The following is a 24,739-nucleotide window of genomic DNA, read 5'->3' as shown; positions in this document are numbered from 1 at the left end:
GGCGTAACGTAACGTGCGACCTACGAACCAACTTCAGGGTGCGGTGGCCACCAGGACCGCCCGCGTGGGTGCCGGATGACCCTCTAGCGTGCGGCCGGGATCGGCCGGATCGAGATAGTCGGTCAGGGATTCGAAGCGCATCCAGTCGGTGGCACGCTGTTCCCGGGTACTGGTGGGGGTCACATCCACCACCCGCACGTCGCGGAAGCCACAGCGTTCCAGCCAGCCCGCTAGGGTGGCCGGGGTGGGAATGAACCAGACGTTGCGCATCTTGGCGTAACGGCCCTCCGGTACCAGTACCCGACCCTGCTCGCCCTCGATCACCAGGGTCTCCAGAACCAGTTCGCCCCCTGCACGCAGGGTCGCCTTCAACTCATAGAGGTGGTCGATGGGGGAGCGTCGGTGATAGAGCACGCCCATGGAGAAGACCGTGTCGAAGGCGCCCAGGTCGGGCGGCAGATGCTCGATGCCCAGCGGCAGCAGGTGCACCGGCCAGGAGTTCCCCAGAAAATGGCGTATGGCGAGGAACTGGGCCAGGAACAGCTGGGTCGGGTCGATGCCGATCACCAGACCGGCCCCCTCACCGGCCATGCGCCAGCAGTGATAACCGTTGCCGCAGCCGATATCGAGCACGCTTCTGCCCGCCAGCGGAGTGATGTGGGGGCTCACCCGGTCCCATTTCCAGTCCGAGCGCCACTCGGTATCGATCGGGATACCGTGGATCCGGTACGGTCCCTTGCGCCAGGGGTGCAACTCCTGGAGCAGTGCCTGGATCGTCCGTTGTTCGGTCTCCGTCAGCGGCCGGGTGCCGGCGGCACCGACCTGGGAGCGGTCCAGTGTCACCACTCCCGGTTCCAGTACCGGAAGTCGGGCAATGACAGAGAGCCAGTGCTCCAGATCGCCATGCGGACGCTGGGTGAAATGCTGTTCCAGCTGCCCCGGCAACTGTTCCGCCCAGGCTCCCAGCCCGTGGGTCTGCATCGACCGATAGAGTGCCTGATAGTCGATCATCACCCTCGTGCCACCAGGGAGACAAAGTTGAAACACTGGAACCAGAGATCGGCGCGCCGGAAGCCGGCCTGTTTCAGCCGGGTCCGGTGCTGTTCGAGCGTCTCCGGGATCAGGACATTGTCCAGGGCGCTGCGCTTCTGGCTGATCTCCAGGTCGTTATAGCCATTGGCCCGTTTGAAGGCGTGGTGCATCTCGATCTGCAGCTGCTCCTCCTGCGGGTCATCGAAGCGGATCTTCTCCGAGAGGATCAGGATGCCGCCCGGCCGCAGTCCGGCGTGGATACGGCTCAGCAGCGTACTGCGCTGTGCCAGCGGGATAAACTGCAGGGTAAAGTTGAGGGTCACCAGGGAGGCGTTGTCGAACGCCATCTCCGCGATGTCGGCGCAGATGAAATCGATGGGTGTCCGGTCCGCCGCCGCCGGCAATCGCTTTACCGCCTGCTCCAGCATGGCCGGTGAATTGTCCACCGCGACGATGCGGCAGCCCGGCACCCGGATGCCGTGCCGCAACGCCTGTGCGGTAGCACCCAGGGAACAGCCCAGGTCGTAACAGACGCTGTCCGGTTGTACGTATTGCGCCGCCAGCACGCTGCTGAGGTTGATCACGCTGTCATAGCCGGGCACCGAGCGCCCGATCATGTCGGTAAATACCCGCGCTACCTGCCGGTCGAAGACGAATTCGTCCACCTGCTCTCTGCGGGTCGAGTAGACCTTGTCCTGTTCTGCGTCACGCTTCATGCTGGTGGTCGATGGTCTGGAAGAGGGATGGCCACCCGCGCCGGGCGGGTGGCCGATTATAACCCCAAATGGGCAGCTGTCAGGCTATCCTGACCAGGTAGTGGCCGTGGCTCTGGCCCTGGAGGATGGCCTGCAACCGTTCCGCCACCTCGTCCAGGGTGATTTCGGTGGTCAGGGTCTCCAGGCAGTCCGGTTTCCACTCGCCGGCCATGCGCTCCCAGACCGCCAACCGGGTTGCCATGGGGCACTCGGCCGAGTCGATACCGATCAGCGAGATGCCGCGCAGGATGAACGGGAACACGGTAGTGTGGAGTTCCGGGGAGCCCACCAGCCCGGCACAGGTGACGGTGCCGCCATAGCGGGTCGCCTTGAGGGCGCTGGCGAGCATGTCGCCGCCCACCACATCGATGACCCCGGCCCACTGCTCCTTGAGCAGCGGGCGTTCGGTCTCGATAACGGTCCCCCGGGTGACCACCTCGCCGGCGCCGAGGGACTTGAGGAAGTCGGCGGCATCCGCCTTGCCGGTGACGGCGGTGACTGTGAAGCCGGCCTTGGCGAGCATCGCCACCGCCAGGCTGCCCACCCCGCCGGTGGCACCGGTGACCAGCACCGGCCCGCGTTCGGGGGTGACGCCGTGCTTTACCAGGGCATCCATCATCAGCCCGGCGGTCAGGCCGGCGGTACCGAACATCATGGCCTCCCTCAGGCTCAGGTTCGGTGGCCGCTGGATCACCCAGGCCGCCGGTACGCGGATATACTCGGCCAGGGCGCCGTCGGTGTTCATGCCCAGGTCATAGCTGGTGACGATCACCTCGTCGCCCACCGCGAAGTCGGCGTGCTCGCTGGCGGCGACGGTGCCCGCCGCGTCGATCCCCGGGGTATGGGGATAGTGGCGGGTCACCCCCTTGTTGCCGACCGATGAGAGGGCATCCTTGTAATTCAGTGCGGAGTAGTGCACCCGTACCAGCACTTCGCCGGCCGGTAGATCGTCAATTGCGCGGGTTTTGATGCCGCAGAGGTATTTTTTCGCTTCGGCCTCTTCAACGACCAAGGCGCGAAATTGGTTTTCGCTCATCATCCATCTCCTGTCAGTACGGTGGGGGTTAACCTGTCGCGTGCGGGTCAGCGCCACGAGTCCGAGATCTGTTATCAAACTAGCAACCGGGGGTGCTCCAGGCAAGCCGGTGGTAGTGATCGACTGGGTCGCTCGCGGGCCCTTAGGCGCAGATGCGATCGAGAAAGTCTATCCAGTGCGGATTCACCTCCCCGGCGTTGCTGATCGGGGCCATGTGTCCGCCGCGGACCCAGTGGGACTCCAGCCGGGGCAGGGTCTGTTCCAGGATCTCGGCGATGCGGCGGGTCGGCAGGGGGCTCTCCCGACTGCGCAGCAGACAGACCGGCGCTGTCAGGTTCCGGTAATCCGCCGCCTTGAGGGGTTCCCGCAGCAGCGCCTGAAAATCCAGGGACACCTTGGCAACGTAACGGTCCAGCATCTGCTGCCGCTCCGCCGGGAGCCCCTGGTAGGTACCCGGACAGCTCCAGAAGTCGATAAAGTGCGCGGTGGCGGCGGCCGTATTCCCGGCCGCCAGGCATTCCGCCACCCGCTCCGCCACCTGGCGGATGATTCGGTGCGCCGGATCGTCGTCCTCCAACAGGTGAAACGCCACCGGCTCGTACAGCCCCAGAGACAGGACGCTGGACGGCTGTTCATGGGTGAGACGGAGCGCGATGGCGCCGCCGTATGAGTGACCGATCAGGTGGAAGCGGCGATCCCCCAGGCGTTGCCGGATGATCGTGGCCACCCGCTGCGCCTCTTCGTCCAGGGTGAAGCGCCCGGGAGCGGGCGGGTATTCGCTCTTACCGTAACCGTACAGGTCGATGGCGATCACCCGGTAGCGGCTCAGCAGCTGTTCGCCCAGCTTGCGCCATTGGGTCCGGTCACTCATGGAGCTGTGCAGCAGGATCAGGGGCGTGCCCACTCCCCGGTCGTCGCTTGCCTGTTCGGAATACATGGGTGTGTGACGGCCTTTCGCTGAAATGACCGCCCACTTTAACCGCTGGGTTGCAGCGCAACAACCGGGTTTCGAACATTGTTTTCCCGGTGTCCACCGGACGGTTGACGCCCCGGGATGGGGTGTTGGCATTAATGGGTTTATTGATACAGCTAATGGGGGTATTCTTTAGCGTCCGGCCTACCGGTCGGATCGAGCAGGCTTGCGAAGCGGCCAAAAACCGCGGCTAATGTTTGGTCATAGGTTCAGAAGAGCACATATGCTGAACACACAAGTTATCCAGTTACCGAAACAGAGTGTCGAACATGACCATCTGTACCACCAGATTATCCTGGGCGTGCAGGGGCGGGCGGAATTCGAGGTGGAGGGCCGCGGCGATCTGGTCTGCAATCAGCTCGGTTGCCTGATCCCGTCCTCGCTGAGCCACACCTTCAGTGGTCTCGACAGTAACGAAATCCTGGTGCTGAATGTGCCGGTGCAGGATCGACCGGCCGAGCCGCTGGACCAGGTGGAGTTGAACTGCCTGTCGGAACTTTTTGATCGATCAGGTTTTTTCAGGGTGGATCCCATGGTGCGCCAGCTGCTGCAGCTCTCGGTCAAGGAGATGCGAAGCTACCCCGAGGATGAGTCCCTGGCGCGCAGTTTTGGCGTCTGTCTGCTGCAACTGCTCTCCCGGCGCGCCGGCCGGCAAGCGGAGCGACGCCCTTCAAAACGGCTCAACATGGAAGTGCTCGACGCCTATATCCAGGCGAATCTCAATCAGAAGATGCTGGTGCGGGAGCTGGCGCTGCTCTCCTGTATGAGTCCGAGCCACTTTTTCAGCGTGTTCCGGGAGGAGGCCGGGGTAACCCCGAATCAGTACATCACCCGGCAACGTCTGCAACATGCCAAATTTCTCCTGGAGAGCACCCGGCTGCCGTTGAGCGATGTCAGTGTGCAGACCGGATTCTCCAGTCAGAGCGCCTTCGCCCATGTGTTCAAACAGCACAACGACATCACGCCGCGGCAATATCGGCTCAAGCAGTAATTCCGTTTTTTATTTTTTCAGCAATAACTGATACTCGGGAAAGCCGATCCCCGGGCGCCCGTTTACCGGCGTTATTCGTGCGTTGTGGGCTATCTGGCATAGGATTCCGATAAAAAAACGTAGCATTCTGTAAGAAGTGCGCCATGCTCAACGCTAGTCTGGCGCATCCGAGATTGCATGTTACAGTTTTACTAAAGGTGACAGGCCGATTTTCCAGTTAAGGGCCAGGAAAGAAATAACTGTTACAGATTGCGCCGGCCACAGATTTTATTGAAGCGGCCGTTTGCCTTCAAGGCACGGCAAGGCGCGCATAGTCGTTCTATGTAAGTCTTGCCGTAACGCCGAAGGCGGACGAAAAGACCAGCAAGATGTGATAGTTATTTATTGACAGGTCCTAAGTCCGTCCCGAGGAGTCAGGTGTTGTGATGCCCTTATTTAACGTCAGTTCCGCCTTGGATGCCGCCACCATCCAGCAAGCTCCCGACCAGCTCAAGCCCCATATCAGCGCTATGTATTGCATGGATGAGACGCAACTGCTGGAGGAGCTGATTCCGCTGGTCACACCCACCCAGGAGCTGCTGGACAAGACCACCCGGGAGAGCGCCGCGCTGGTCAGGGCCGTGCGCGAGCGGGACGACGCCATGCACATGATCGACGCCCTGCTGCTGGAGTACAGTCTGGATACCCGTGAAGGGGTGTTGCTGATGTGTCTCGCCGAGGCGCTGATGCGTATCCCCGACAGCGCCACCGCCGATGCCCTGATCAAGGACAAGCTGACCATTGCCGATTGGAAGATGCACCTGAAGCAGAGCAAGTCGCTGCTGGTGAATGCCTCCACCTGGGGCTTGTTGCTGACCGGCAAGGTGATCACCCTGGATGCCGGGATCGAGGATGAGCCGGCCAGTATTATCAACCGGCTGGTCAACCGGCTGAGCGAACCGGTGGTGCGTCAGGCGATGCATCAGGCGATGAAGATCATGGGCAAGCAGTTTGTGCTCGGTCGCACCATCAGCGAGGCACTGACCAACAGCCGCAAGAACCGCGAGGCCGGTTATACCTACTCCTACGATATGCTGGGGGAGGCGGCCCTGACCGGCCAGGATGCTGAGCACTATTTCCAGGCCTATTCCCGCGCCATCCAGGCCGTGGGCAAGGATACCTTCCCCGCCGACAAGTCCCCGCGTCCCACCATCTCGATCAAACTCTCCGCCCTGCATCCCCGCTATGAAAAGTCGCAGGAGCAGCGGGTGATGAGCGAACTGCGCGAGCGCATGCTGGCGCTGATCGAGATGGCCCGGGAACTGGACGTGGGTATCACCATCGATGCCGAGGAGGCCGACCGGCTCGAGCTGTCGCTGAATCTGTTCGAACGGCTCTACCGCGAGGGAATCAGTCGCGGCTGGGGCAATCTGGGCCTGGTGGTGCAGGCCTATTCGAAGCGCGCGTTGCCGGTGCTCTGCTGGCTGGCGGCACTGGCCAACGCGCAGGGCGATCCAATTCCGGTACGTCTGGTGAAAGGGGCCTACTGGGATAGTGAGATCAAACATGCCCAGCAGCTGGGCCTGGAGGGTTACCCGGTGTTCACCCGCAAGGAGGCGACCGATGTCTCCTATCTGGTCTGTGCCCGCTTCCTGTTGAGCGAGCAGGTGCGGGGGCGGCTCTATCCCCAGTTCGCCAGTCACAATGCCCACACGGTGGCCAGTGTCATCAGCATGGCGAGCCACAATGAGTATGAATTTCAGCGGCTGCACGGCATGGGCGATGCCCTCTATAACACGGTCATGGAGCGTTACAACTGCCATGTGCGGATCTATGCACCGGTCGGCAGCCACAAGGATCTGCTGCCCTATCTGGTACGCCGGCTGCTGGAAAACGGTGCCAACTCCTCTTTCGTGCACCGGCTGATCGACCAGAAAACCCCGGTGGAGTCCCTGACCGAGCATCCGGTGACCCAGCTCTGCCGCTACGCCACCCTGGCCAATGAGCGGATTCCGTTGCCGGAGCATATCTATAGCCAGGGGCGCGTCAACTCCCGTGGCGTCAATATCAATGTGGATGATCAGTGGCTGCCACTGCAGCGGGAGGTGCAGGCATTCTTCAGCCACTCCTGGCATGCCGCCCCGGTGATCAATGGTCAGCGGATCGAAATCGGCGAGCTAAGGCAGGTTCACGCGCCGTTTGACCGGGTGATCCATGTCGGCAGTCTGTTCGAGGCGGATGCGCAGACCACTGAACAGGCAATCGCCGCGGCCCATGGGGCCTTTGCCGGCTGGAACGCCACCCCGGTGGAGAAGCGCGCCGAGGCCCTGGAACGGGCGGCGGAGCTGTTGGAGAGCCACCGGGCGGAGCTTATCGCACTCTGCCACCTGGAAGCCGGCAAGGCGATTCAGGATGGCATCGATGAAGTGCGCGAGGCGGTGGATTTCTGCCGCTATTACGCCCAGCAGGCGCGGCAGTTGTTCGGCTCGGCGCTGACCCTGGATGGCCCCACCGGCGAGTCCAATGAACTTTACCTGCAGGGCCGGGGCGTGTTTGTCTGCATCAGTCCCTGGAACTTCCCCCTGGCGATCTTCACCGGCCAGATCATGGCCGCCCTGGCGGCTGGCAACTGTGTGATCGCCAAGCCGGCGGAACAGACCAGTCTGATCGCCGCCCGCGCGGTGGCGCTGTTCCATCAGGCCGGTATCCCGGGCCGGGTGTTGCAGCTGCTGCCGGGCGCGGGCAGCCGCATTGGTCCGCTGCTCACCGCCGATGAACGCATCACCGGTGTGGCCTTTACCGGTTCCACCGAGACGGCGCGGCTGATCAATCGCTCACTGGCGGAGCGCAACGGTCCGATCGCCACCCTGGTGGCGGAGACCGGCGGCCAGAACGCCATGATCGTCGACAGTACCGCGCTGCCGGAGCAGGTGATCAAGGATGTGATCTCTTCCGCCTTCACCAGCGCCGGGCAACGCTGCTCCGCCCTGCGGGTGCTGTTCATTCAGGAGGATGTGGCCGGGCGCATGCTGGAGCTGCTCAAGGGGGCGATGGCGGAACTGAAGGTTGGGAATCCCTGCGAGCTGGATACCGACGTGGGCCCGGTGATTGACGACGCGGCACGTCGCGCGCTGCAGCAGCATATTGCCGAGATGCGCGAGCAGGCGAGCCTGATTGCCGAGGCCCCGCTGCCGCTGAATGCCGAGGCCGGCAGCTTTGTGGCGCCGGTGGCGTTTGAGATAGCGGGCATGGGGCAGCTCGACAAGGAGCATTTTGGGCCCATCCTGCATGTGATCCGTTACCCGGCGTCCCGCCTGGACGATGTGATTGCCCAGATCAACGACTCCGGTTATGGCCTCACCCTGGGCATACATTCACGTAATGAAACCACCAGCCGCCGTATCGACACCAAGGTACGCGTAGGCAATGTCTATATCAACCGAAACCAGATCGGTGCGGTGGTCGGGGTGCAACCGTTTGGCGGCCTCGGCCTCTCCGGCACCGGTCCCAAGGCGGGCGGTCCGCACTATCTGCTGCGCTTTGCCACCGAAAGAACACGCACCATCAATACCACCGCCATCGGTGGTAATGCCACGCTGCTCTCTCTTGAGAACAGCGTAATCCGCTAATCCCTATACCGGGAACGTATTTATCCAGGGATGGAGTTATACCGCGAAGGCCGTGGGTGGCCGGGAGCGGATGTGCCCAGGGAAGGCGTTATACCACAGAGCCCATGGATGGGCGTGAGCATGTGACAGTTGGCATTATTGTCAATAATAACTATAAAGCGGTAGAGTACCGCACGGCCACAAGCCATCAAAGGCATACAGTGTTGACCGTTATCCACCGGGTCGATCTGCAACTGTATGATGAAAATAATAGACGGGTGAGGAGCTCATGGAATATTTTATCCAGCAGTTAATCAACGGCGTCACGCTCGGGTCGATTTACGGTCTGATCGCCATTGGTTACACCATGGTCTACGGTATCATCGGCATGATCAATTTCGCCCATGGCGATATCTTTATGATCGGCGCCTTTCTATCGTTGATCGCTTTTTTGGTTCTCGGTATTGTCGGCATCACCTGGATTCCACTGGCGCTTTTGCTGGTGCTGCTGGTCTCCATGCTCATCGCCTCCATCTATGGTTGGACCGTCGAACGCCTGGCCTACCGACCGCTCCGCGGCTCGTTCCGGCTGGCGCCGCTGATCTCCGCCATCGGCATGTCGATTTTTCTGCAGAACTATGTCCAGCTGCTGCAGGGGGCGCGGGTGCGGCCCATCCCGCCGGTCATCTCCGGCGGCTTTACCTTTCTGGAAGGGGGCATCTTCTCCATCACCGTCAGCTATCTGCAGATCGTGATTGTGCTGCTGACCATCATACTGATGACCGCCTTCGCCCTGCTGATTTCGCGTACTTCACTGGGCCGTGCGCAACGCGGCTGTGAGCAGGACCGGACCATGTCGGCGCTGCTCGGGATCAATGTCGACCGGACCATCTCCCTGACCTTCGTGATGGGTGCCGCACTGGCGGCAGTCGCCGGTATGCTGTTCGTCCTCTACTATGGCGTGATCGATTTCTATATCGGTTTCCTGGCCGGAATCAAGGCGTTTACCGCGGCGGTACTCGGCGGTATCGGTTCACTGCCCGGGGCCATGCTGGGTGGCCTGCTGATCGGCTTGATCGAGACCTTCTGGTCCGCCTACTTCACCATTGAGTACAAGGATGTGGCGGCCTTCGCTATTCTGGTCCTGGTGCTGATATTCAGGCCGACCGGTTTGTTGGGTAGACCGGAAATCGAGAAGGTGTAGGCATCATGAATGAAAACAACAACAGGCTGCGCGGCATCGATATTACCGCGTTGTTGAAAGAGTCCGCTATCGCCGCCCTGGTGGCATTGGGACTGACCATAGTCATGCTCGGACTGCGCACGGTGGATACCACCACGGGGCTCGGTATTACCACGCGCTGGCCACTGGTGGTGCTGGCGGTGGTGTCGGTATTCGTCGGGCGCCTGCTGTTTGCCCTCCGGCGTGAATGGAAAGCGGGCGGACAACCCGTGCAACGGGATCGGAAAAAAGCCGAGCATCGTGCGGCGATCATCGTGCAACGCTTTTCCACCATCGGCGGGCCCCTCTTCATCGCTTTTGCCCTGGCCCTGCCGCTGCTGCCCTTTGCCGATCGCTATGTGGTGGATGTGGCCACCTATGTGCTGATCTATGTGATGCTGGGCTGGGGGCTCAATATCGTTGTCGGACTCGCCGGATTGCTGGACCTCGGCTACGTGGCATTCTATGCCGTGGGGGCCTACTCCTACGCCCTGTTTGCCTTCTATTTCGATCTCTCCTTCTGGGTCTGCCTGCCGCTGGCCGGACTCTGTGCCGCCGGCTTCGGTGTACTGCTCGGGTTCCCGGTACTGCGGCTGCGGGGTGATTATCTGGCCATTGTGACCCTGGGCTTCGGTGAGATTATCCGGGTGATCCTGCTCAACTGGTATAGCTTCACCAATGGGCCGGACGGCATTTCCGGTATCCCGCGCCCCACCTTCTTCGGACTGGAACTGAAACGCACGGCGGCGGAGGGTGAACAGACCTTCCATCAGTTTTTCAATCTCGATTACTCCACCATGCATCGCCTGATCTTCCTCTACTATCTGATTCTCATATTGGCGCTGTTCACCAACTTCTTTACCCTGCGTATCCGCAAGATGCCGATCGGACGTGCCTGGGAGGCGTTGCGGGAGGATGAGATCGCCTGTCGATCACTGGGTATCAACCCGACCAACACCAAGTTGACCGCCTTTGCCCTGGGCGCCATGTTCGCCGGTTTTGCCGGCTCCTTCTTCGCTACCCGGCAGGCCTTCATCAGCCCGGAGAGCTTCACCTTTATCGAATCGGCGGTGATTCTGGCCATCGTGGTACTGGGTGGCATGGGGTCCCAGGTCGGTGTGGCGATTGCGGCGGTGCTGTTGATTGGCGGCACCGAGCTGTTCCGTGGCCTCGAGGAGTATCGCATGCTGGCCTTCGGGGGACTGATGGTCGCCATCATGGTGTGGAGACCGCGCGGACTATTGGCGCACCGTGAACCCACCATTAAATTGCATTCGGGCAAGGCGCCGCCAGAGGAGGTGATCAAGGCGGTTACCCAAGGGGGTATGAAATGAACCAGGTTTCATCCATACCACCTGAACTAGTCATTCCCAGTGGCGCCGAGCCGCTGCTCACCGTCGAGCACCTCACCATGCGATTTGGTGGCTTGATTGCGATCGATGACGTCTCCTTTGCCGCGGGCAAGGGTGAAATCACCGCGATCATCGGTCCCAACGGGGCCGGCAAGACCACCCTGTTCAACTGTATCACCGGTTTTTACACGCCGACCGTGGGCAGATTGACCCTGCGGGCCCGGGGTGAATCCTTTCTGCTGGAACGGATGGACGGGTTCCGCATTGCCCAGAAGGCCCATGTGGCGAGGACCTTCCAGAATATCCGTCTGTTCTCTGAGATGTCGGTACTGGAAAACCTGATCGTCGCCCAGCACAATGAACTGATGAAGGCATCCGGTTACACCGTAACCGGCCTGTTCGGTCTCGGCGGCTATCGTAAGAAAGAGCAGGAGGCGACCGATCTGGCAAGCTACTGGCTGGACAAGGTGGGGCTGACCCCGCTGGCCGATATCAATGCCGGTAATCTCCCGTATGGCGCTCAGCGTCGGCTGGAGATCGCCCGGGCGATGTGCATCAGGCCGACCATACTCTGCCTGGATGAGCCGGCCGCCGGCCTTAATCCCACGGAATCACACGAACTCAATAAGCTGCTCAACTACATCAAGGAGGAGCACGATATCGGGCTGTTGCTGATCGAGCACGATATGAGCGTGGTGATGGAGATCTCCGACCATGTGATTGTGCTCGATTACGGCGTCAAGATCTCCGACGGCACGCCACTTTATGTCCGTTCAGATGCCAATGTCATCCGCGCCTATCTCGGTGAGGAGGAGACCGAAGAGTTGCCTCCGGAGATCATCGAAGACATTAGCAAGGATTATGATCCAGATAGCATTGATTCAGATAAAGGGGGCGTCTGAGATGTTGGAAGTATCCGGTTTACATACCTTCTACGGCAGCATCGAGGCGTTGAAAGGCGTCGATCTTAGGGTCGACGCGGGTGAAATCGTTACCCTTATCGGCGCCAACGGTGCCGGCAAGAGTACCCTGCTGATGACCATCTGCGGTACGCCGCGGGCGGCAAGAGGCTCGATCCATTATCTGGGACAGGACATTACCCACCTGAGTACCCATGCCATCATGCGCCTGGGGCTGGCCCAGTCGCCGGAAGGGAGACGGATCTTTCCCCGTATGACGGTGATGGAAAATCTGCAGATGGGGGCGATTGTCGCCGACGAGGAGTATTTTGACCAGGATCTGGAGCGGGTGACGACCCTGTTCCCGATCTTGAAAAAACGCGCCAACCAGCGGGGAGGGACCTTGTCCGGTGGTGAGCAGCAGATGCTGGCCATTGCCCGGGCGATGATGAGTCGGCCGAAACTGCTGCTGCTGGATGAGCCCTCATTGGGCCTGGCGCCGTTGGTGGTGAAACAGATCTTTGAAGTGATCGAGGAGATCAACCGGAAAGACAAGGTGACCGTGTTGCTGGTTGAGCAGAACGCCTTCCATGCACTGAAACTGGCCCACCGGGGCTATGTCATGGTGACCGGGGAGATCACCCTGTCGGGAGAAAGTAAGGAGCTGTTGGAACGACCGGAAGTGCGTGCGGCCTATCTGGAGGGCGGACATTGAACATACCTGTATTTATCGGCGTCACCCTGGTGCTGTTCGGTGGTGCCGGCTACATGATGGGGCAAGCGGTGGCGATCACCTGGAGACCCCTCCGGCAAGTGTTTATCTATGCCCTGCTGCTGGGGGCCGGTGACCGTTTTCTGGTGTTTGCCCTGTTTGGCGGAGAGTTGATCTCGCCCGGCGGCTACCTGATAGACACCACCGCCATCACCCTCATCGCCCTGCTGGCGTTTCGTGTTACCCGGGTGAACCGGATGATCAGCCAGTATCCCTGGCTCTACCGACGCACCGGTCTGCTGAGCTGGACGGAGATTAAAGAATAATCAGACGAAACCGACTAGACTTAATCGTGTTCTTTGATTGTGGGTCATCGGGTTATGCAGGAAGCGCATTTCCTCATGATTCGAGTGATTGCCCGATAAGGATCTGGAAAGAAATAACTGCCGCCTATTGCGCCGGGCTTTTTTTAACTTGAAGGGGCGTTTGCCTTCAAGGCCGCTCCTGGGCATCCCTGCCCCTGCGGCATTAGTGAATCCGTTCACGTCGCACGGCAAGGCGCGCATAGTCGTTCTATGTAAGTCTTGCCGTAACGCCGAAGGCGGACGAAAAGACCAGCAGGATGTGGTAGTTATTTATGGACAGACCCTAAGTCCCTATCGGGCGGAAATAAGAAGATTGGAATAAATAAATTTTTGACTGGGAAAGTACTAGAGGAGATATGTTGAGATGAAAAAGACATTCAAACTGTCCATGATTGCCGCGGTGACCGCTGCAACCATGAGCTTTGGTTCGCTGGCCGCGGCCGATATCACGATTGCCACCGCCGGCCCGATGACGGGGCAGTACGCCAGTTTCGGCGCGCAGATGAAGGCCGGAGCCGAGCAGGCGGTTGCCGATATCAATGCGTCCGGCGGTGTCCTGGGCCAGCAACTGGCGCTGGAGGTGGGTGATGACGCCTGCGATCCGAAGCAGGCCGTTGCCGTGGCCAACCAGATGGTCAATAAGGGCGTCGTGTTCATGGCGGGGCACTTCTGCTCCGGCTCCTCCATTCCGGCATCCAAGGTGTATGAAGAGGAGGGCATCGTGATGATCTCTCCGGCCTCCACCAACCCGAAACTGACCGAAGAGGGTGGTGACAACGTATTCCGCGTCTGTGGTCGCGACGACCAACAGGGTGTGGTTGCCGGTAAATTCCTCAAAGAGAACTTTGCCGATAAGAAGATCGCCTTTATCCATGACAAGACCGCCTATGGCAAGGGGCTAGCCGATGCCACGCTGGCCGAGTACAAGAAACTCGGTGGCGAGCCGGCCATGTACGAGGCCATCACCGCGGGCGAGAAAGATTACACCGCGCTGGTCTCGAAGATGAAGCAGAGCGATATCGGAATCATGTATCTGGGCGGTTACCACACCGAGGGCGGTCTGATTGTCCGGCAGATGCGCGAGCAGGGCATGGATACCGTACTGGTATCCGGTGATGCCCTGGTGACCAACGAGTACTGGTCCATCACCGGCCCCGCCGGCGAGGGCACCCTGATGACCTTCAGCCCGGATCCACGCAAGAACCCGGTGGCCGCACCGCTGGTGGAAAAATTCCGCAGCAAGGGTATTGAGCCGGAAGGTTATGTCCTGTACACCTATGGCGCCGTCCAGGCCTGGGCACAGGCAGTGACCACCGCCGGTTCCACCGACACCGGGAAGGTGATCAAGGCGCTGCAGGATGGTGAATTTGAAACCGTACTGGGCAAATTCGGTTTTGATGAGAAGGGCGATGTCACCGCACCGGGTTACGTGCTCTATGAATGGAAAAACGGTACCTACGACTATCTGTAAACAGCGAGTATAAACGCCACCAAAAGCCCGGCATATTGCCGGGCTTTTTGTCTGGGGGGCTGTCAGGCTTCATGGAAGGGGTTGTAGGGTGGGTTAACGGTGCATAGTTACAAACCACGACAAGGGCCGGACGCTGCGTAAGCCACCGATGCCGCAATCGCCAAACGTTGGGTTACGGCGCGCGCACCGCACAATGCAAACGGCCACCCCCTGCGCAGGGCGCGCCTAACCCACCCTACGGGAGCTGGGTGTGTTACTCCAGTCCGGCAAGCAGATGGCGGCTGCGCCAGAGATCGAGCAGCGTGTAGCCGACGTTGGAGGCGAGAATGATCGTCATCCCCAGGAGCAGGGTGGGGGTGAACTGTTCCGCCAGGATCAGGATGGCCAGGCCGAACCCGAAGATCGGTTCCAGGTAGGCCAGCACCGGTGCCAGGGTGATGCGAACACTGCCGAATCCCTTGAAATAGATCAGTCCACCCAGGGCGGTGGCAACAAAACCCATGCCGACGGCGTTGTACAGATTTGCGCTGCTCAACTCGATCGGTAGCAGAAACAGCGCCGGCAGCATGATCAGCGAACCGATGAAGGAACTGGCAACGATCATCTGCTCGCATTTGATCCCCCGGGTCTTGATCACCCGGACCAGCACCATGCTGAAGGAGAAGGCGATGCTGGCGGTGACCGCGCAGATCAGCCCCAGCACCGACGACAGCGAACCGAAGCGGGGGAGCTGGGTGGTGCCGAGGATGATGGTCACCAGCCCCAGCAGGTTGACGCCAACCGACAGGTAGTAGGCACCGCTGAACTGGGTGGGTCGCAGGTCGGGGAACAGGTAGCGGCAGGCCAGTTTTTCGGTGAGCGGAAACCAGATGGCGGCGGTATAGAGCAGAATCACGCTCAGACCCACCGACAGCAGGACCGCGCCCAGGGTATAGAGGGCCACCACCAGCGCCATGGAGATTCCGACCACGACCCACAGGCCGGGCTGGTTTCTTGCGAAAGCAATCGACTCCGCGATCTTGGCCCGGGTTGTTCGGGGAAACAGCGGGTAACAGATCAGCGCAATCAGCGGAAAACTGAGTACACAGAAAAAGAAGCGTAGAAAGACCACATTCACCGGGTGTGTCTGCACGATCTGATTGGCAAAGATACCCATCGAACTCATCATCAGGCAGCCCAGCACGAGCGTACCGATATGTCGGTTTTCGGATTCACGGAAAAGGCTGAACACCCAGGATCTCCCGGCAGGAGGACAGTTTTTGGACTGGCTGAAAGCGGAGGATTATAGAGGGTTGTGGTGGTGAGACAAACCGATAAAACGCACGCTTGGCGTTATTTCGTGTACCACCGCTGCCGTCATCGAGCGGTGTTTTCTCCCTGTACCGTCATTGCCAGGTGTTTTCTCCCCTGTGGTCAGATCAGATTTCTTCTCAGATGGTGTTTTTTCTTCTTTCCCTTGATCAGCTTTGCTGCCTGTTTGGCGCGTTTCTCGGCGGACTGGATAAGCAGTTGCTGACAGCCAACGGCTTCCACATCGGTGGATGGCTGGCGCTGGATGAAACTGCCGTCCGGTTGCATCTCCCAGGCGCTACGCTGATCATTGATCTGGGTGTCGAGGATGAGACGGAGCTCGTCGCACAGTTTCTTCTCGGTTACCGGGGTAACCACTTCCACCCGTGATTCCAGATTCCGCTTCATGGCGTCGGCCGAACCGATGAAATACTCCTCTTCGCCGCCATTCTGGAAATAGTAGATCCGGGTGTGTTCCAGAAACCGCCCGACAATGCCGATGACCCGGGCGGTCTCGCTGAGCCCCGGTATCCCGGGGCGAAAGCGGCAGGTGTCGCGCACGATCAGGTCGATGCGCACGCCATCGCGCGCCGCTTCGTAGAGGGCGCGGGTAATATCGACATCTTCCAGTGCATTCATCTTGAACTGGATCAGCCCCGGCGTTTCGCTGCTGTGCAGCTTGCGTTCCCGTTTGATCTTGGCCAGCAGGGCGTACTTGAGCATCTTTGGCGAGGGTAGCAGTTTCTGGTAACTGCGCTCCTGGGTGTAACCGGTGGTCAGATAATTGAACAGCTCGGTGGCATCCCGGCCCAGCGCCTCATCGTTGGTGAGCAGGCCGAGATCGGAATAGAGGCGTGCCGTGCCGGCGTGGTAGTTGCCGGTGCCGATATGCAGATAGCGCTTGATGCCGCTGTAGTCGTTACGCACCACCAGGATGATCTTGGAATGGGTTTTGAGGCCAACCACGCCATAGGTTACGTGGATGCCGGCCTCTTCCATGCGGTTTGCCCAACGGATATTGGCCGCTTCATCGAAACGCGCCTTCAATTCGACCACCACCGCTACCTGCTTGCCGTTGCGGGCCGCGCTGATCAGGTATTCGACCACCTTGGTATCGCTCGAGGTGCGGTACAGGGTCATCTTGATGGCGCGCACCTTGGGGTCGATGCTCGCCTCTTTCAGGAAGCGCTCAACGGAGGTCCCGAACGACTCATAGGGGTGTTGCAACAGCAGCGGACCGCGTTCCCGGATGATATGGAAAATGTTGCGGCTGTCCACCAGTTCCGGGTGATCTATCGGCTTATGGGTTGGATCACGCAGTTCCGGAACATCCAGGGAGGCGAGTTCGAACAGGTCCCGCATGGCCGGCATGCTGATGATCTCGTATACGTCATTCTCTTCATCCAGAAACAGCTCGGCGGCGAGCATGCCCCGGTGGACCGGTGCCATATCCTTCTGTACCTGCAGGCGCACGATCGGGGCGAAACGGCGCTCACGGAGTTCCGATTCGATCAGCGAAAGCAGGTCGTCGGCATGCTCTTCACTGCGTTCGGTGTTGGCATTTCGGGTGACCCGGAACACTTCACAGCTGAGCACCTCCATCTCCGGCAGCAGCATGTCCAGGTTATTGGCGATCACATACTCCAGCGGTACGTAGTGGCGCCGATTCTTCAGCTTGAGAAAGCGTGGTATTCCTGCGCCCACCGGCACCTTGATACGGGTCAGGGAGGTCTTGTTGGAGTCCCCCGGGTAGCGCACCAGCACCAGCAGGTTCAGTGACAGATTGGAGATGAACGGGAACGGATGGGCCGGATCGATGGACTGGGGGGTGACCAGCGGGTAGATGTTTTCGTAGTAGTAGTTGCGCAGATAGCCGCGGTCCGATTTATCCAGTTCATCGTAGCTGAGAATGGCAATGTCGTAATCGCGTAACAGTGCGGTAACCGCCAGATAGTTTTCGCGCATCTGCGCTTCGATTTCCCGTACCACCCGGCTGGATTCGTCGATCTGCTGCTGGGGCGTGCGGCCATCCACCGTCAGGGTGGTTACACCGGCGCCGACCTGCTGCTTCAGGCCGCCCAGCCGCTTCATGAAAAACTCATCCATGTTGGAGCTGACGATGGCAATGAATTTGAGGCGTTCGAGCAGCGGTGTGCGCTCGTCCGCCGCCTCGTGCAGTACGCGCTTGTTGAACTCCAGCCAGGTCAGCTCACGGTTGAGGTAAAACTCACTGGAATCCAGGTCCAGCGGGATCTTCTCCTGGGTGGGTGATTCGGCTTCGCTGACCGGCTGGAGCGGTTTTGCTGATTCGGTAACCATCTTTTTTGCGCTATCTGACATCGTCATTTCCATGGGTGAGGGCGGGCGGTTGCTGCTGAATGTACAGTTAGGGTCCGCGTAAGAATAATTCCGTAGTACCGAGGGCGTTCCTGGGCCCCGCTGGCAAGGCACGCTTTGCAGGCAATGGCCGCTCCCTTGCCAAAAAGCGTAACACCGCCAGCGGGGTCCAGGGGCGACCGAATACCGGAACTTATTCTTGCGCGGGCCCTTAACCGAAGTAGTGTCGCAATGTTTCTAGGGAGAGTCGATAGTGATACTGGACCTGCTCCAGAGTATAACGCTGTTCGATCGATACAGGGCAACTGAGACGCGCCAGACAGCGATCGGCACAACTGGAATCGGGGCTGAGCCGGTAACCGGCACATAATTCCATGTCGATGGTCGCCGTTTCACTCAACGCCCCGGCCGGACAGACGGAAAGACAGGGCTTTTCGCGACAGGAGGCACAGGGGGGGAGCGGTGCCGGTTGGCGCATTTCCGGCAGCGGGTCATTGGTCAACAGCGCCGCGCGGTAGGCGTACCAGAGCCCCCATCGTGGATTGATACCCAACCCCAGCGGTGAGGCGGTATGCCAGCCGGCGCTGGCCCCCAATTGCTGCAGGGCGACCGGGGTGTCGCCGGGGTAGAGGAGCTGGTAGTTACCCGGGGTCAGTACCTGGCCGGCAAAGTGGCGAGCGGCCTCGCTGCTGTAGCGATCGATCGGATCCGGGTGTTGCCACTGTTCCGCGGGCAGGGCTTCCCAGAGGCTTCGTCCACCATTGCCGATCAGTATGATACGGCTCCGGTGGGAGAGCGGGAAGGCGAAATCGGCGAGCCGGCTGGTCACCCGATCCGGCAATCGCCCGACCTCGAGAATGGCAAAAAGATTCAATCCCGCTTCCTTGAGGTATTCAATGCCAAGCTGGAGTTTTTGCGGCAAACGGTTATCCATGGGTGGGTTTCCTGTATGCGGATACGCGACGTACCCGGAAAGCGTGGTTCGGTGAGTGTCCAGAATCAAATTACGGCGACATCTCCGCTGGGGGTTTACGACAGACCGATTATCGTCAGTTTAAACACTGCTGGAAAGCCGGGCTGAAAATAGTGCGAACGGGCGGGGAACGAGATCAACCCTCGAAGCAGATCTCGACAAAAAAGTCACCCTGATCGGTATGAAAGGGGAGAATAATGGTCTGGCCGCTGGTCTTGTGTGTAATCACATGGTCCTTGCCTGCCACCACGCCCGGGATTGCCAGGTCAAAGTCATAGCCCATCTCGCTCAGCGTCCGCTTTGCGCCACCGGTTACCATATTGGTGATTTCACCCACCAGGTCGGTGACCAGGTCATTTACCGAGTCAACCCGCTCGCCCAGCATATTCTCCGCCACCTGAAAAATGACCGGTTCGGAAAACGAGATGGCGAGCGACCCTTTCATCTGGTTGCCGGTCAGGCCGATCAGGCCGCTGACATCGCCAAGCGAGGTACGTTCGTTTTTGAGATAGGGCTTGCCAGGTCTGGCTTCTATGCGGGCCATCGTAGCGAGAACATCAAGGATTGCGTTCAGGAATGGATTGACGAATTCCGCTTTCATGCGTGGGATTATAAGTCACTGGCGGATGTTTTGGAATGCCGCTCCCGGCCATCCCTGGCCTTTACGGTATAAGCTCGTCACTGGGCAAAAAAAATGCCCGGCGAGGAAGCCGGGCAGAAGTAACCGTTTAACCACCAAAGGAGGATGGAGATTTGAAGGAACAGCAGGACTTGACGCTACTACGATACTGCCTTTGGCCAAGTCCCGCCGACCTGTGGCTATTGAAGCACACGGGGAGAGTGTACCGCATTGATAATGAACAATCAATAAAATTATAATATTCTTAATTACTATTCAAGCATGCTCGTCAGATCAGTATGCTCCCTGGGTGGTATCGAGTAGGTTCCGGTGGCGTGGGCCACCAGCTTGCCGCTGGTCTCGGCGCTGATGGAGACCTCCATAATGGCCAGCCGTTTGCCGAGCTTGATGATCTTGCCCTCGGCCAGGAGATCGGTCTCCTCCGGTTTGCGCAGGAAATTGATGTTGAAATTGGTGGTGACCGCCAGTTTCACCTGGCCGATCAGGCCCAGCACCACCGCGTACATGCAGGCGTCCGCCAGCATCATCATGTGCGGGCCGGAGATGCTGCCGCCCGGTCGGGTACTGCCGTGGTGATAGGGCAGGCGCATGACCGCCAAACCGGGCTCGATACGCTCCAGCCGCATGTCCGCATCGCTGGCCCAGGTCATCTCGCTCTGCAGAATGTGATTAAAATCCTGGCAGGTTATTTTCGGCATAAGGACTCCTGATGGTGGAAGCAAGTATCGCTGGGCATCGTGGCATTGGCTATGGCAACCGCCGGTCGTAAATCAGAACTCGGTTTCGTCAAACGCCATCATCAGGCCGGAACCCGAGCGGATGCCGATATTCAGCCCCTGTATCTGGGGCAGGAGACGTCCCATGAAAAAACGCGCGGTGTTGATCTTGGTCCGGTAGAAATCGCTGCTGTCGTCGGCCAGCCTCGCCCGTGCCAGCTGCGCCATGCGTGCCCAGAGCCAGGCAAAGGTGGTCAGGGCGAAGATGCGCAGGTAATCGGTGGCGGCGGCCCCGAGCTCATCCGGATTCTGCTGACTCCCGGCTACCAGCCAGGCGGTCAACTCCTGCAGCAGGGTGTTGGCCTCGCGCAACGGGTCAATGAATTCCGCAAGCGCTTCATCGCCCCGGTTATCGGCAATATAGTCGTCCAGCAGGGCGAAGAAGCGCTTCGGTAGCCGGCCGTCGTGGATGAACAGTTTGCGCCGCACCAGGTCGAGTGCCTGGATGCCGTTGGTGCCTTCGTATATCTGGGCGATGCGGGCATCCCTGACGAACTGCTCCATGCCCCACTCCTGGATATAGCCGTGGCCACCATAGACCTGCTGGCAGAGGGTGGTGGTCTCGTAGCCGTAATCGGAGAAGAACGCCTTGACGATCGGCGTGATCAGGGCGACATAGTCATCCGCCGCCTCGCGCTGCTGCGGGTCGGGATGGCGGTGGGCCAGATCGATGTTGATCGCGGTCCAGCTGGCCAGGGCGCGGGCGGCCTCATTGTAGGCGCGGGTGGTGAGCAGCATGCGGCGGATATCCGGGTGCACCAGTAGGGGATCGGCGGCCTTGTCAGGTGCCTTGATGCCGGTTGCCGCGCGGCTCTGGACGCGCTCCTTGGCATATTCAGCCGCGTTCTGGTAGGCCACCTCGGCCAGCCCCAGGCCCTGCATGCCGATGGCCAGGCGTTCGGAATTCATCATGGTGAACATACAGGCGAGACCCTTGTTCTCCGGACCCACCAGGTAGCCGGTGGCGCCGTCGAAGTTCATCACACAGGTGGCCGAGGCCTTGATCCCCATCTTGTGCTCGATCGAACCGCAGCTGACGGCATTCTCTCCGACTGCTTCGTTGTTGGCGTCGGGGAGCCGTTTCGGCACCAGGAACAGGCTGATGCCGCGCACCCCCTCCGGGGCGTCCGGCAGCCGTGCCAGAACCAGGTGGATGATGTTCTCCGTCAGGTCATGCTCGCCGCCGGTGATGAAGATCTTGGTGCCGCTGATGGCGTAGCTGCCATCCCCGTTCGCTACCGCCCGTGTGCGGACCAGGCCGAGGTCGGTGCCGCAATGTGGTTCGGTCAGGCACATGGTGCCACTCCAGGTACCCTCCACCATCTTCGGCAGATATTGTTTCTTCAGCTCATCACTGGCGTGGTGGCTGAGGGCGGTGATGGCGCCCCGGGTCAGGCCGGGGTAGAGGCTGAAAGAGACGTTGGCCGAGCAGAGCATCTCCTCCAGCATGAAGCTGAGGGTCTCCGGCAGGCCCTGGCCGCCCAGTGCCGGATCGGCCGCCAGCGAGGGCCAGCCGCCCTCGATGAAGGTGCGATAGGCCTCCTTGAACCCCGTGGGCGTGGTCACCTTGCCCTCCTCGAAACGGCACCCCTCCAGGTCACCGCTCTGGTTCAACGGTTGCAGCAGCTCCTCGCAGATCTTGCCGCCTTCCTGCAGAATCGCGTCCACCAGATCCGGGCTCACCTCGTCGAAGCCGGGGAGGGCGCTCAGGGTCCTGTCGGCCTCGTGCAGTTCATGGAATACAAACTGCAGATCACGGATAGGGGCTTTGTAGCTGGGCATGGATGACTCCTCTTGATAAGGCCTGTTTGGATGACGGTTTTCTATGACCGGCAATGCAACTACTCACCCGGTCTGTAAGTGATTGACCTGCCTTGCCGGCCGATCTTGATGGCGCCTCGAATCCGGCGCCATTTTCAGATTCAAGCCTGCCCTTGTTTGAGCGAAGCGAGTTTGGGCAGGCGCTGAAAATGGGGCCGGATTCGAGGGGACGAGCCATCGTGTGAGGCCGGCAAGGCAGGACAATCGCCCCGTGAGTAGTAACCCGGCGGTCACATATTCGGATAGTTGGGACCTCCGCCGCCCTGCGGGACGGTCCAGTGGATATTCTGGGTCGGGTCCTTGATGTCGCAGGTCTTGCAGTGCACACAGTTCTGGGCGTTGATCTGCAGCCTGGGCTCCGCGCCTTCCTCGCGGATGATTTCGTACACCCCGGCGGGGCAGTAGCGCTGTTCGGGGGCGTCATAGAGCGCCAGGTTGACCCGGATCGGCACCTCCGGGTCCTTCAGTGTCAGGTGCACCGGCTGATCCTCCTCATGATTGGTGTTGGAGATAAACACCGAGGAGAGCCGGTCAAAGGTGACCTTGCCATCCGGCTTCGGGTAGTTGATCCGCGGGTAGTCGGCCGCCTTGCCGAGCTGTTCGTGGTCGGCGTGGTGGTGCAGAGTCCAGGGGGCCTTGCCGCGAAACAGGTAGGTCTCCAAGGCCGCGTTGAACAGACCGAACCAGAGCCCCTTGCTGAAGCCGGGACGAATGTTCCGCACCTGGTTCAGCTCCTCCCACAGCCAGCTCTGGCGCAGGCGCTGCGGGTAGCCATCCACCTCTTTATGGCCCTCGCCGGCGATCGACTCGAAGATCGCCTCCGCCGCCACCATGGCACTCTTCATGGCGGTGTGGGTACCCTTGATCTTGGGCACATTGAGGAAACCGGCGGTATCGCCCACCAGCAGTCCACCGGGGAAGGTGAGTTTGGGGATCGACTGAAAGCCGCCCTCGGAAAGGGCGCGGGCACCGTAACTGATGCGGCGGCCGCCCTCGAACAGCGGCCGGATATCGGGGTGGGTCTTGAAGCGCTGGAACTCCTCGAACGGATTCAGGTGCGGATTTTTATAATCCAGGCCGACCACGAAGCCGACCACCACCTGGTTCTCCGAGAGGTGGTACAGGAACGACCCGCCATAGGTCTGACTGTCCAGGGGCCAGCCGATACTGTGCATGATGGAGCCGGGTCTGACCTTGGCCGGATCGATCTCCCACAGCTCCTTGATGCCGATGCCGTAGGTCTGGGGATCGACGCCGTCGCGCAGCTTGAAGCGTTCCATCAACTCCTTGGTCAGCGAGCCGCGGCAACCCTCGGAGAAGATGGTCTGTTTGGCGTGCAGTTCGATACCGGGTTCATAGTTGTCGGTCTTCTCGCCGGCGCGGTTGATCCCCATATCGCCGGTGGCGATGCCGCGTACCGCACCCTGCTCGTCATAGAGCACCTCGGCGGCGGCAAAGCCGGGGAAGATCTCCACTCCGAGTTGCTCCGCCTGCTCCGCCAGCCAGCGGCAGAGGTTGCCCAGGCTGATGATGTAATTGCCGCTGTTGTGCATCTGCGGCGGGTTGGGCATGGCGATGGATTTTTTTTCCGTCAAATAGAGGAAGCGATCCTCCAGGGCGGGGGTATCCAGGGGCGCGCCTCGCTCCTTCCAGTCCGGAAACAGTTCATCGAGCGCACGCGGCTCGAGGACGGCCCCGGAGAGGATATGGGCTCCCACCTCCGAGCCTTTTTCCACCACGCAGATCGTCAACTCCTGCTCTTTTTCACCGGCCAGCTGGGCCAGTCGAATGGCCGCGGAGAGACCCGCGGGGCCCGCACCAACAATCACAACATCAAATTCCATCGCTTCGCGTTCCACAGCGACTCCCCCTTTAGTGTTTGTCCCGGCTGTTGTTTCCGGATGATCCAAGGTAGCAAAGTTGACGTTAACGTAAACGTCATTATACTGAGTCGGGCAGACGGGTCAATTTCCTTCAACATCCGAGACTGTTCCATCGATCGCTGAAGTGTAGTGCACCCGCTTATCTACCCCGCTTCCCTACTTAGCGGCGTAGTTTACTACCTAATGTAATCGGATACGTAGACTCCTTTGCGCACCATAAAAAGTTATTATGAGATACCAAAGAGTCGGGGTAACTGCTCACGGGGTGATTGGCCTGCCTTATCGGCCTCACACGATGGCTTATCTCCTCGAATCCGGCCCCATTTTCAGTGCCTGCCCAAGCCGCTCCCGGCCATCCATGGCCTCCGCGGCATAAGTCCATCCGTGGACAAAACTCGCTTCGCTCAAACAAGGGCAGGCTTGAATCTGAAAAAGGGGCCGGATTCGAGGCGCCATCAAGATCGGCCAACAAAGCAGGCCGATCACTTACAGACCGGATGAGTAGTTACGAGTCGGTTTTTAATTGATTTCTCCATGGAGATAGGCAAAATAGTGCAGCTAGTATAATTAAAACATGAAAAATAATTCATTATTGTTTCCTGTAGGGATTGATACCCGTATCAG

Annotated in this window: 19 protein-coding genes; 8 read left to right on the top strand and 11 right to left on the bottom strand. The window is 59.9% G+C overall.

The features are described 5' to 3' along the window. Positions 1–33: 33 nt before the first annotated feature. The 4 genes from cmoB to O9K64_RS16115 all read right to left on the bottom strand — a co-directional run bounded on the left by cmoB (position 34) and on the right by O9K64_RS16115 (position 3,760). On the bottom strand, positions 34–1,011 hold the full coding sequence (gene cmoB / locus O9K64_RS16130) for a tRNA 5-methoxyuridine(34)/uridine 5-oxyacetic acid(34) synthase CmoB (RefSeq protein ID WP_275099122.1): 978 nt from the start codon (positions 1,009–1,011) through the stop codon (positions 34–36). Next, a complete protein-coding gene (gene cmoA / locus O9K64_RS16125) occupies positions 1,011–1,748 on the bottom strand; it encodes a carboxy-S-adenosyl-L-methionine synthase CmoA (protein ID WP_275099121.1) in 738 nt (245 codons plus the stop codon). The genes cmoB and cmoA overlap by 1 nt, the downstream gene beginning before the upstream one ends. A 79-nt stretch (positions 1,749–1,827) precedes the next feature. After that, entirely contained in the window at positions 1,828–2,823 is a 996-nt protein-coding gene (locus O9K64_RS16120) for a YhdH/YhfP family quinone oxidoreductase (protein WP_275099120.1), read from the bottom strand. A 142-nt stretch (positions 2,824–2,965) separates the two neighbouring features. Continuing rightward, positions 2,966–3,760, bottom strand: a complete 795-nt coding sequence (locus O9K64_RS16115; protein WP_275099119.1) for an alpha/beta fold hydrolase — start codon at positions 3,758–3,760, stop codon at positions 2,966–2,968. Positions 3,761–4,019: 259 nt separating this feature from the next. On the opposite strand from O9K64_RS16115, the gene O9K64_RS16110 reads away from it, so the two are divergent. The 8 genes from O9K64_RS16110 to O9K64_RS16075 all read left to right on the top strand — a co-directional run bounded on the left by O9K64_RS16110 (position 4,020) and on the right by O9K64_RS16075 (position 14,395). Beyond that, positions 4,020–4,787 (top strand): AraC family transcriptional regulator, encoded by a 768-nt coding sequence (locus O9K64_RS16110; RefSeq protein ID WP_275099118.1) that lies wholly within the window; start codon positions 4,020–4,022, stop codon positions 4,785–4,787. Between the two features lie 425 nt (positions 4,788–5,212). Beyond that, a complete protein-coding gene (gene putA, locus O9K64_RS16105) occupies positions 5,213–8,395 on the top strand; it encodes a bifunctional proline dehydrogenase/L-glutamate gamma-semialdehyde dehydrogenase PutA (RefSeq protein ID WP_275099117.1) in 3,183 nt (1,060 codons plus the stop codon). A gap of 268 nt (positions 8,396–8,663) precedes the next feature. Continuing rightward, positions 8,664–9,578 carry an ABC transporter permease subunit gene (locus O9K64_RS16100; protein WP_275099116.1) on the top strand — a complete coding sequence of 305 codons (915 nt, stop codon included), beginning with the start codon at positions 8,664–8,666 and terminating at the stop codon, positions 9,576–9,578. A 5-nt stretch (positions 9,579–9,583) separates the two neighbouring features. Beyond that, positions 9,584–10,930: a high-affinity branched-chain amino acid ABC transporter permease LivM gene (gene livM / locus O9K64_RS16095; RefSeq protein WP_275099115.1), complete on the top strand. Its 1,347-nt coding sequence runs from the start codon at positions 9,584–9,586 to the stop codon at positions 10,928–10,930. Next, entirely contained in the window at positions 10,927–11,850 is a 924-nt protein-coding gene (locus O9K64_RS16090) for an ATP-binding cassette domain-containing protein (protein WP_275099114.1), read from the top strand. Before livM ends, O9K64_RS16090 begins: the two co-directional genes overlap by 4 nt. 1 nt (position 11,851) lies before the next feature. After that, on the top strand, positions 11,852–12,562 hold the full coding sequence (locus tag O9K64_RS16085) for an ABC transporter ATP-binding protein (RefSeq protein ID WP_275099113.1): 711 nt from the start codon (positions 11,852–11,854) through the stop codon (positions 12,560–12,562). After that, entirely contained in the window at positions 12,559–12,885 is a 327-nt protein-coding gene (locus O9K64_RS16080) for a DUF6867 family protein (protein ID WP_275099112.1), read from the top strand. Before O9K64_RS16085 ends, O9K64_RS16080 begins: the two co-directional genes overlap by 4 nt. A 403-nt stretch (positions 12,886–13,288) precedes the next feature. After that, the gene (locus tag O9K64_RS16075) at positions 13,289–14,395 is read left to right on the top strand and encodes a branched-chain amino acid ABC transporter substrate-binding protein (protein WP_275099111.1); all 1,107 of its coding nucleotides are present in this window, start codon (positions 13,289–13,291) and stop codon (positions 14,393–14,395) included. A 253-nt stretch (positions 14,396–14,648) separates the two neighbouring features. On the opposite strand, the gene O9K64_RS16070 is transcribed toward O9K64_RS16075, so the two are convergent. The 7 genes from O9K64_RS16070 to O9K64_RS16040 form a co-directional block, all read right to left on the bottom strand. Beyond that, entirely contained in the window at positions 14,649–15,626 is a 978-nt protein-coding gene (locus O9K64_RS16070; RefSeq protein ID WP_275099110.1) for a DMT family transporter, read from the bottom strand. 182 nt (positions 15,627–15,808) lie between these two features. Further along, on the bottom strand, positions 15,809–18,025 hold the full coding sequence (ppk1, locus tag O9K64_RS16065) for a polyphosphate kinase 1 (RefSeq protein WP_275099109.1): 2,217 nt from the start codon (positions 18,023–18,025) through the stop codon (positions 15,809–15,811). A gap of 208 nt (positions 18,026–18,233) precedes the next feature. After that, positions 18,234–18,956: a hypothetical protein gene (locus O9K64_RS16060; protein ID WP_275099108.1), complete on the bottom strand. Its 723-nt coding sequence runs from the start codon at positions 18,954–18,956 to the stop codon at positions 18,234–18,236. Between the two features lie 175 nt (positions 18,957–19,131). Beyond that, positions 19,132–19,539: a chemotaxis protein CheX gene (locus tag O9K64_RS16055; protein ID WP_335342309.1), complete on the bottom strand. Its 408-nt coding sequence runs from the start codon at positions 19,537–19,539 to the stop codon at positions 19,132–19,134. A gap of 347 nt (positions 19,540–19,886) precedes the next feature. Then, on the bottom strand, positions 19,887–20,333 hold the full coding sequence (locus tag O9K64_RS16050; protein ID WP_275099106.1) for a PaaI family thioesterase: 447 nt from the start codon (positions 20,331–20,333) through the stop codon (positions 19,887–19,889). A gap of 72 nt (positions 20,334–20,405) precedes the next feature. Continuing rightward, entirely contained in the window at positions 20,406–22,193 is a 1,788-nt protein-coding gene (locus tag O9K64_RS16045) for an acyl-CoA dehydrogenase C-terminal domain-containing protein (RefSeq protein WP_275099105.1), read from the bottom strand. Positions 22,194–22,462: 269 nt separating this feature from the next. Continuing rightward, positions 22,463–24,091, bottom strand: a complete 1,629-nt coding sequence (locus tag O9K64_RS16040; RefSeq protein ID WP_420493178.1) for an electron transfer flavoprotein-ubiquinone oxidoreductase — start codon at positions 24,089–24,091, stop codon at positions 22,463–22,465. Between the last annotated feature and the right edge of the window lie 648 nt (positions 24,092–24,739).

It is taken from the genome of Sedimenticola hydrogenitrophicus, from assembly GCF_029017505.1.
GTDB classification, from domain to species: Bacteria; Pseudomonadota; Gammaproteobacteria; order Chromatiales; family Chromatiaceae; genus Sedimenticola; species Sedimenticola hydrogenitrophicus_A.
The sequence above is the reverse complement of the archived record's forward strand: the minus strand, read 5'-3'. Positions and strand labels throughout refer to the sequence as shown.

Coding starts and splice junctions, on each gene's coding strand:
- putA (WP_275099117.1), top strand. CDS start 5,213: ATGCCCTTATTTAACGTCAGTTCCGCCTTGGATGCCGCCACCATCCAG.
- O9K64_RS16115 (WP_275099119.1), bottom strand. CDS start 3,760: ATGTATTCCGAACAGGCAAGCGACGACCGGGGAGTGGGCACGCCCCTG.
- O9K64_RS16120 (WP_275099120.1), bottom strand. CDS start 2,823: ATGAGCGAAAACCAATTTCGCGCCTTGGTCGTTGAAGAGGCCGAAGCG.
- ppk1 (WP_275099109.1), bottom strand. CDS start 18,025: ATGTCAGATAGCGCAAAAAAGATGGTTACCGAATCAGCAAAACCGCTC.
- O9K64_RS16075 (WP_275099111.1), top strand. CDS start 13,289: ATGAAAAAGACATTCAAACTGTCCATGATTGCCGCGGTGACCGCTGCA.
- O9K64_RS16085 (WP_275099113.1), top strand. CDS start 11,852: ATGTTGGAAGTATCCGGTTTACATACCTTCTACGGCAGCATCGAGGCG.
- O9K64_RS16100 (WP_275099116.1), top strand. CDS start 8,664: ATGGAATATTTTATCCAGCAGTTAATCAACGGCGTCACGCTCGGGTCG.
- O9K64_RS16090 (WP_275099114.1), top strand. CDS start 10,927: ATGAACCAGGTTTCATCCATACCACCTGAACTAGTCATTCCCAGTGGC.
- O9K64_RS16045 (WP_275099105.1), bottom strand. CDS start 22,193: ATGCCCAGCTACAAAGCCCCTATCCGTGATCTGCAGTTTGTATTCCAT.
- cmoB (WP_275099122.1), bottom strand. CDS start 1,011: ATGATCGACTATCAGGCACTCTATCGGTCGATGCAGACCCACGGGCTG.
- O9K64_RS16060 (WP_275099108.1), bottom strand. CDS start 18,956: ATGGATAACCGTTTGCCGCAAAAACTCCAGCTTGGCATTGAATACCTC.
- O9K64_RS16110 (WP_275099118.1), top strand. CDS start 4,020: ATGCTGAACACACAAGTTATCCAGTTACCGAAACAGAGTGTCGAACAT.
- O9K64_RS16050 (WP_275099106.1), bottom strand. CDS start 20,333: ATGCCGAAAATAACCTGCCAGGATTTTAATCACATTCTGCAGAGCGAG.
- cmoA (WP_275099121.1), bottom strand. CDS start 1,748: ATGAAGCGTGACGCAGAACAGGACAAGGTCTACTCGACCCGCAGAGAG.
- livM (WP_275099115.1), top strand. CDS start 9,584: ATGAATGAAAACAACAACAGGCTGCGCGGCATCGATATTACCGCGTTG.
- O9K64_RS16055 (WP_335342309.1), bottom strand. CDS start 19,539: ATGGCCCGCATAGAAGCCAGACCTGGCAAGCCCTATCTCAAAAACGAA.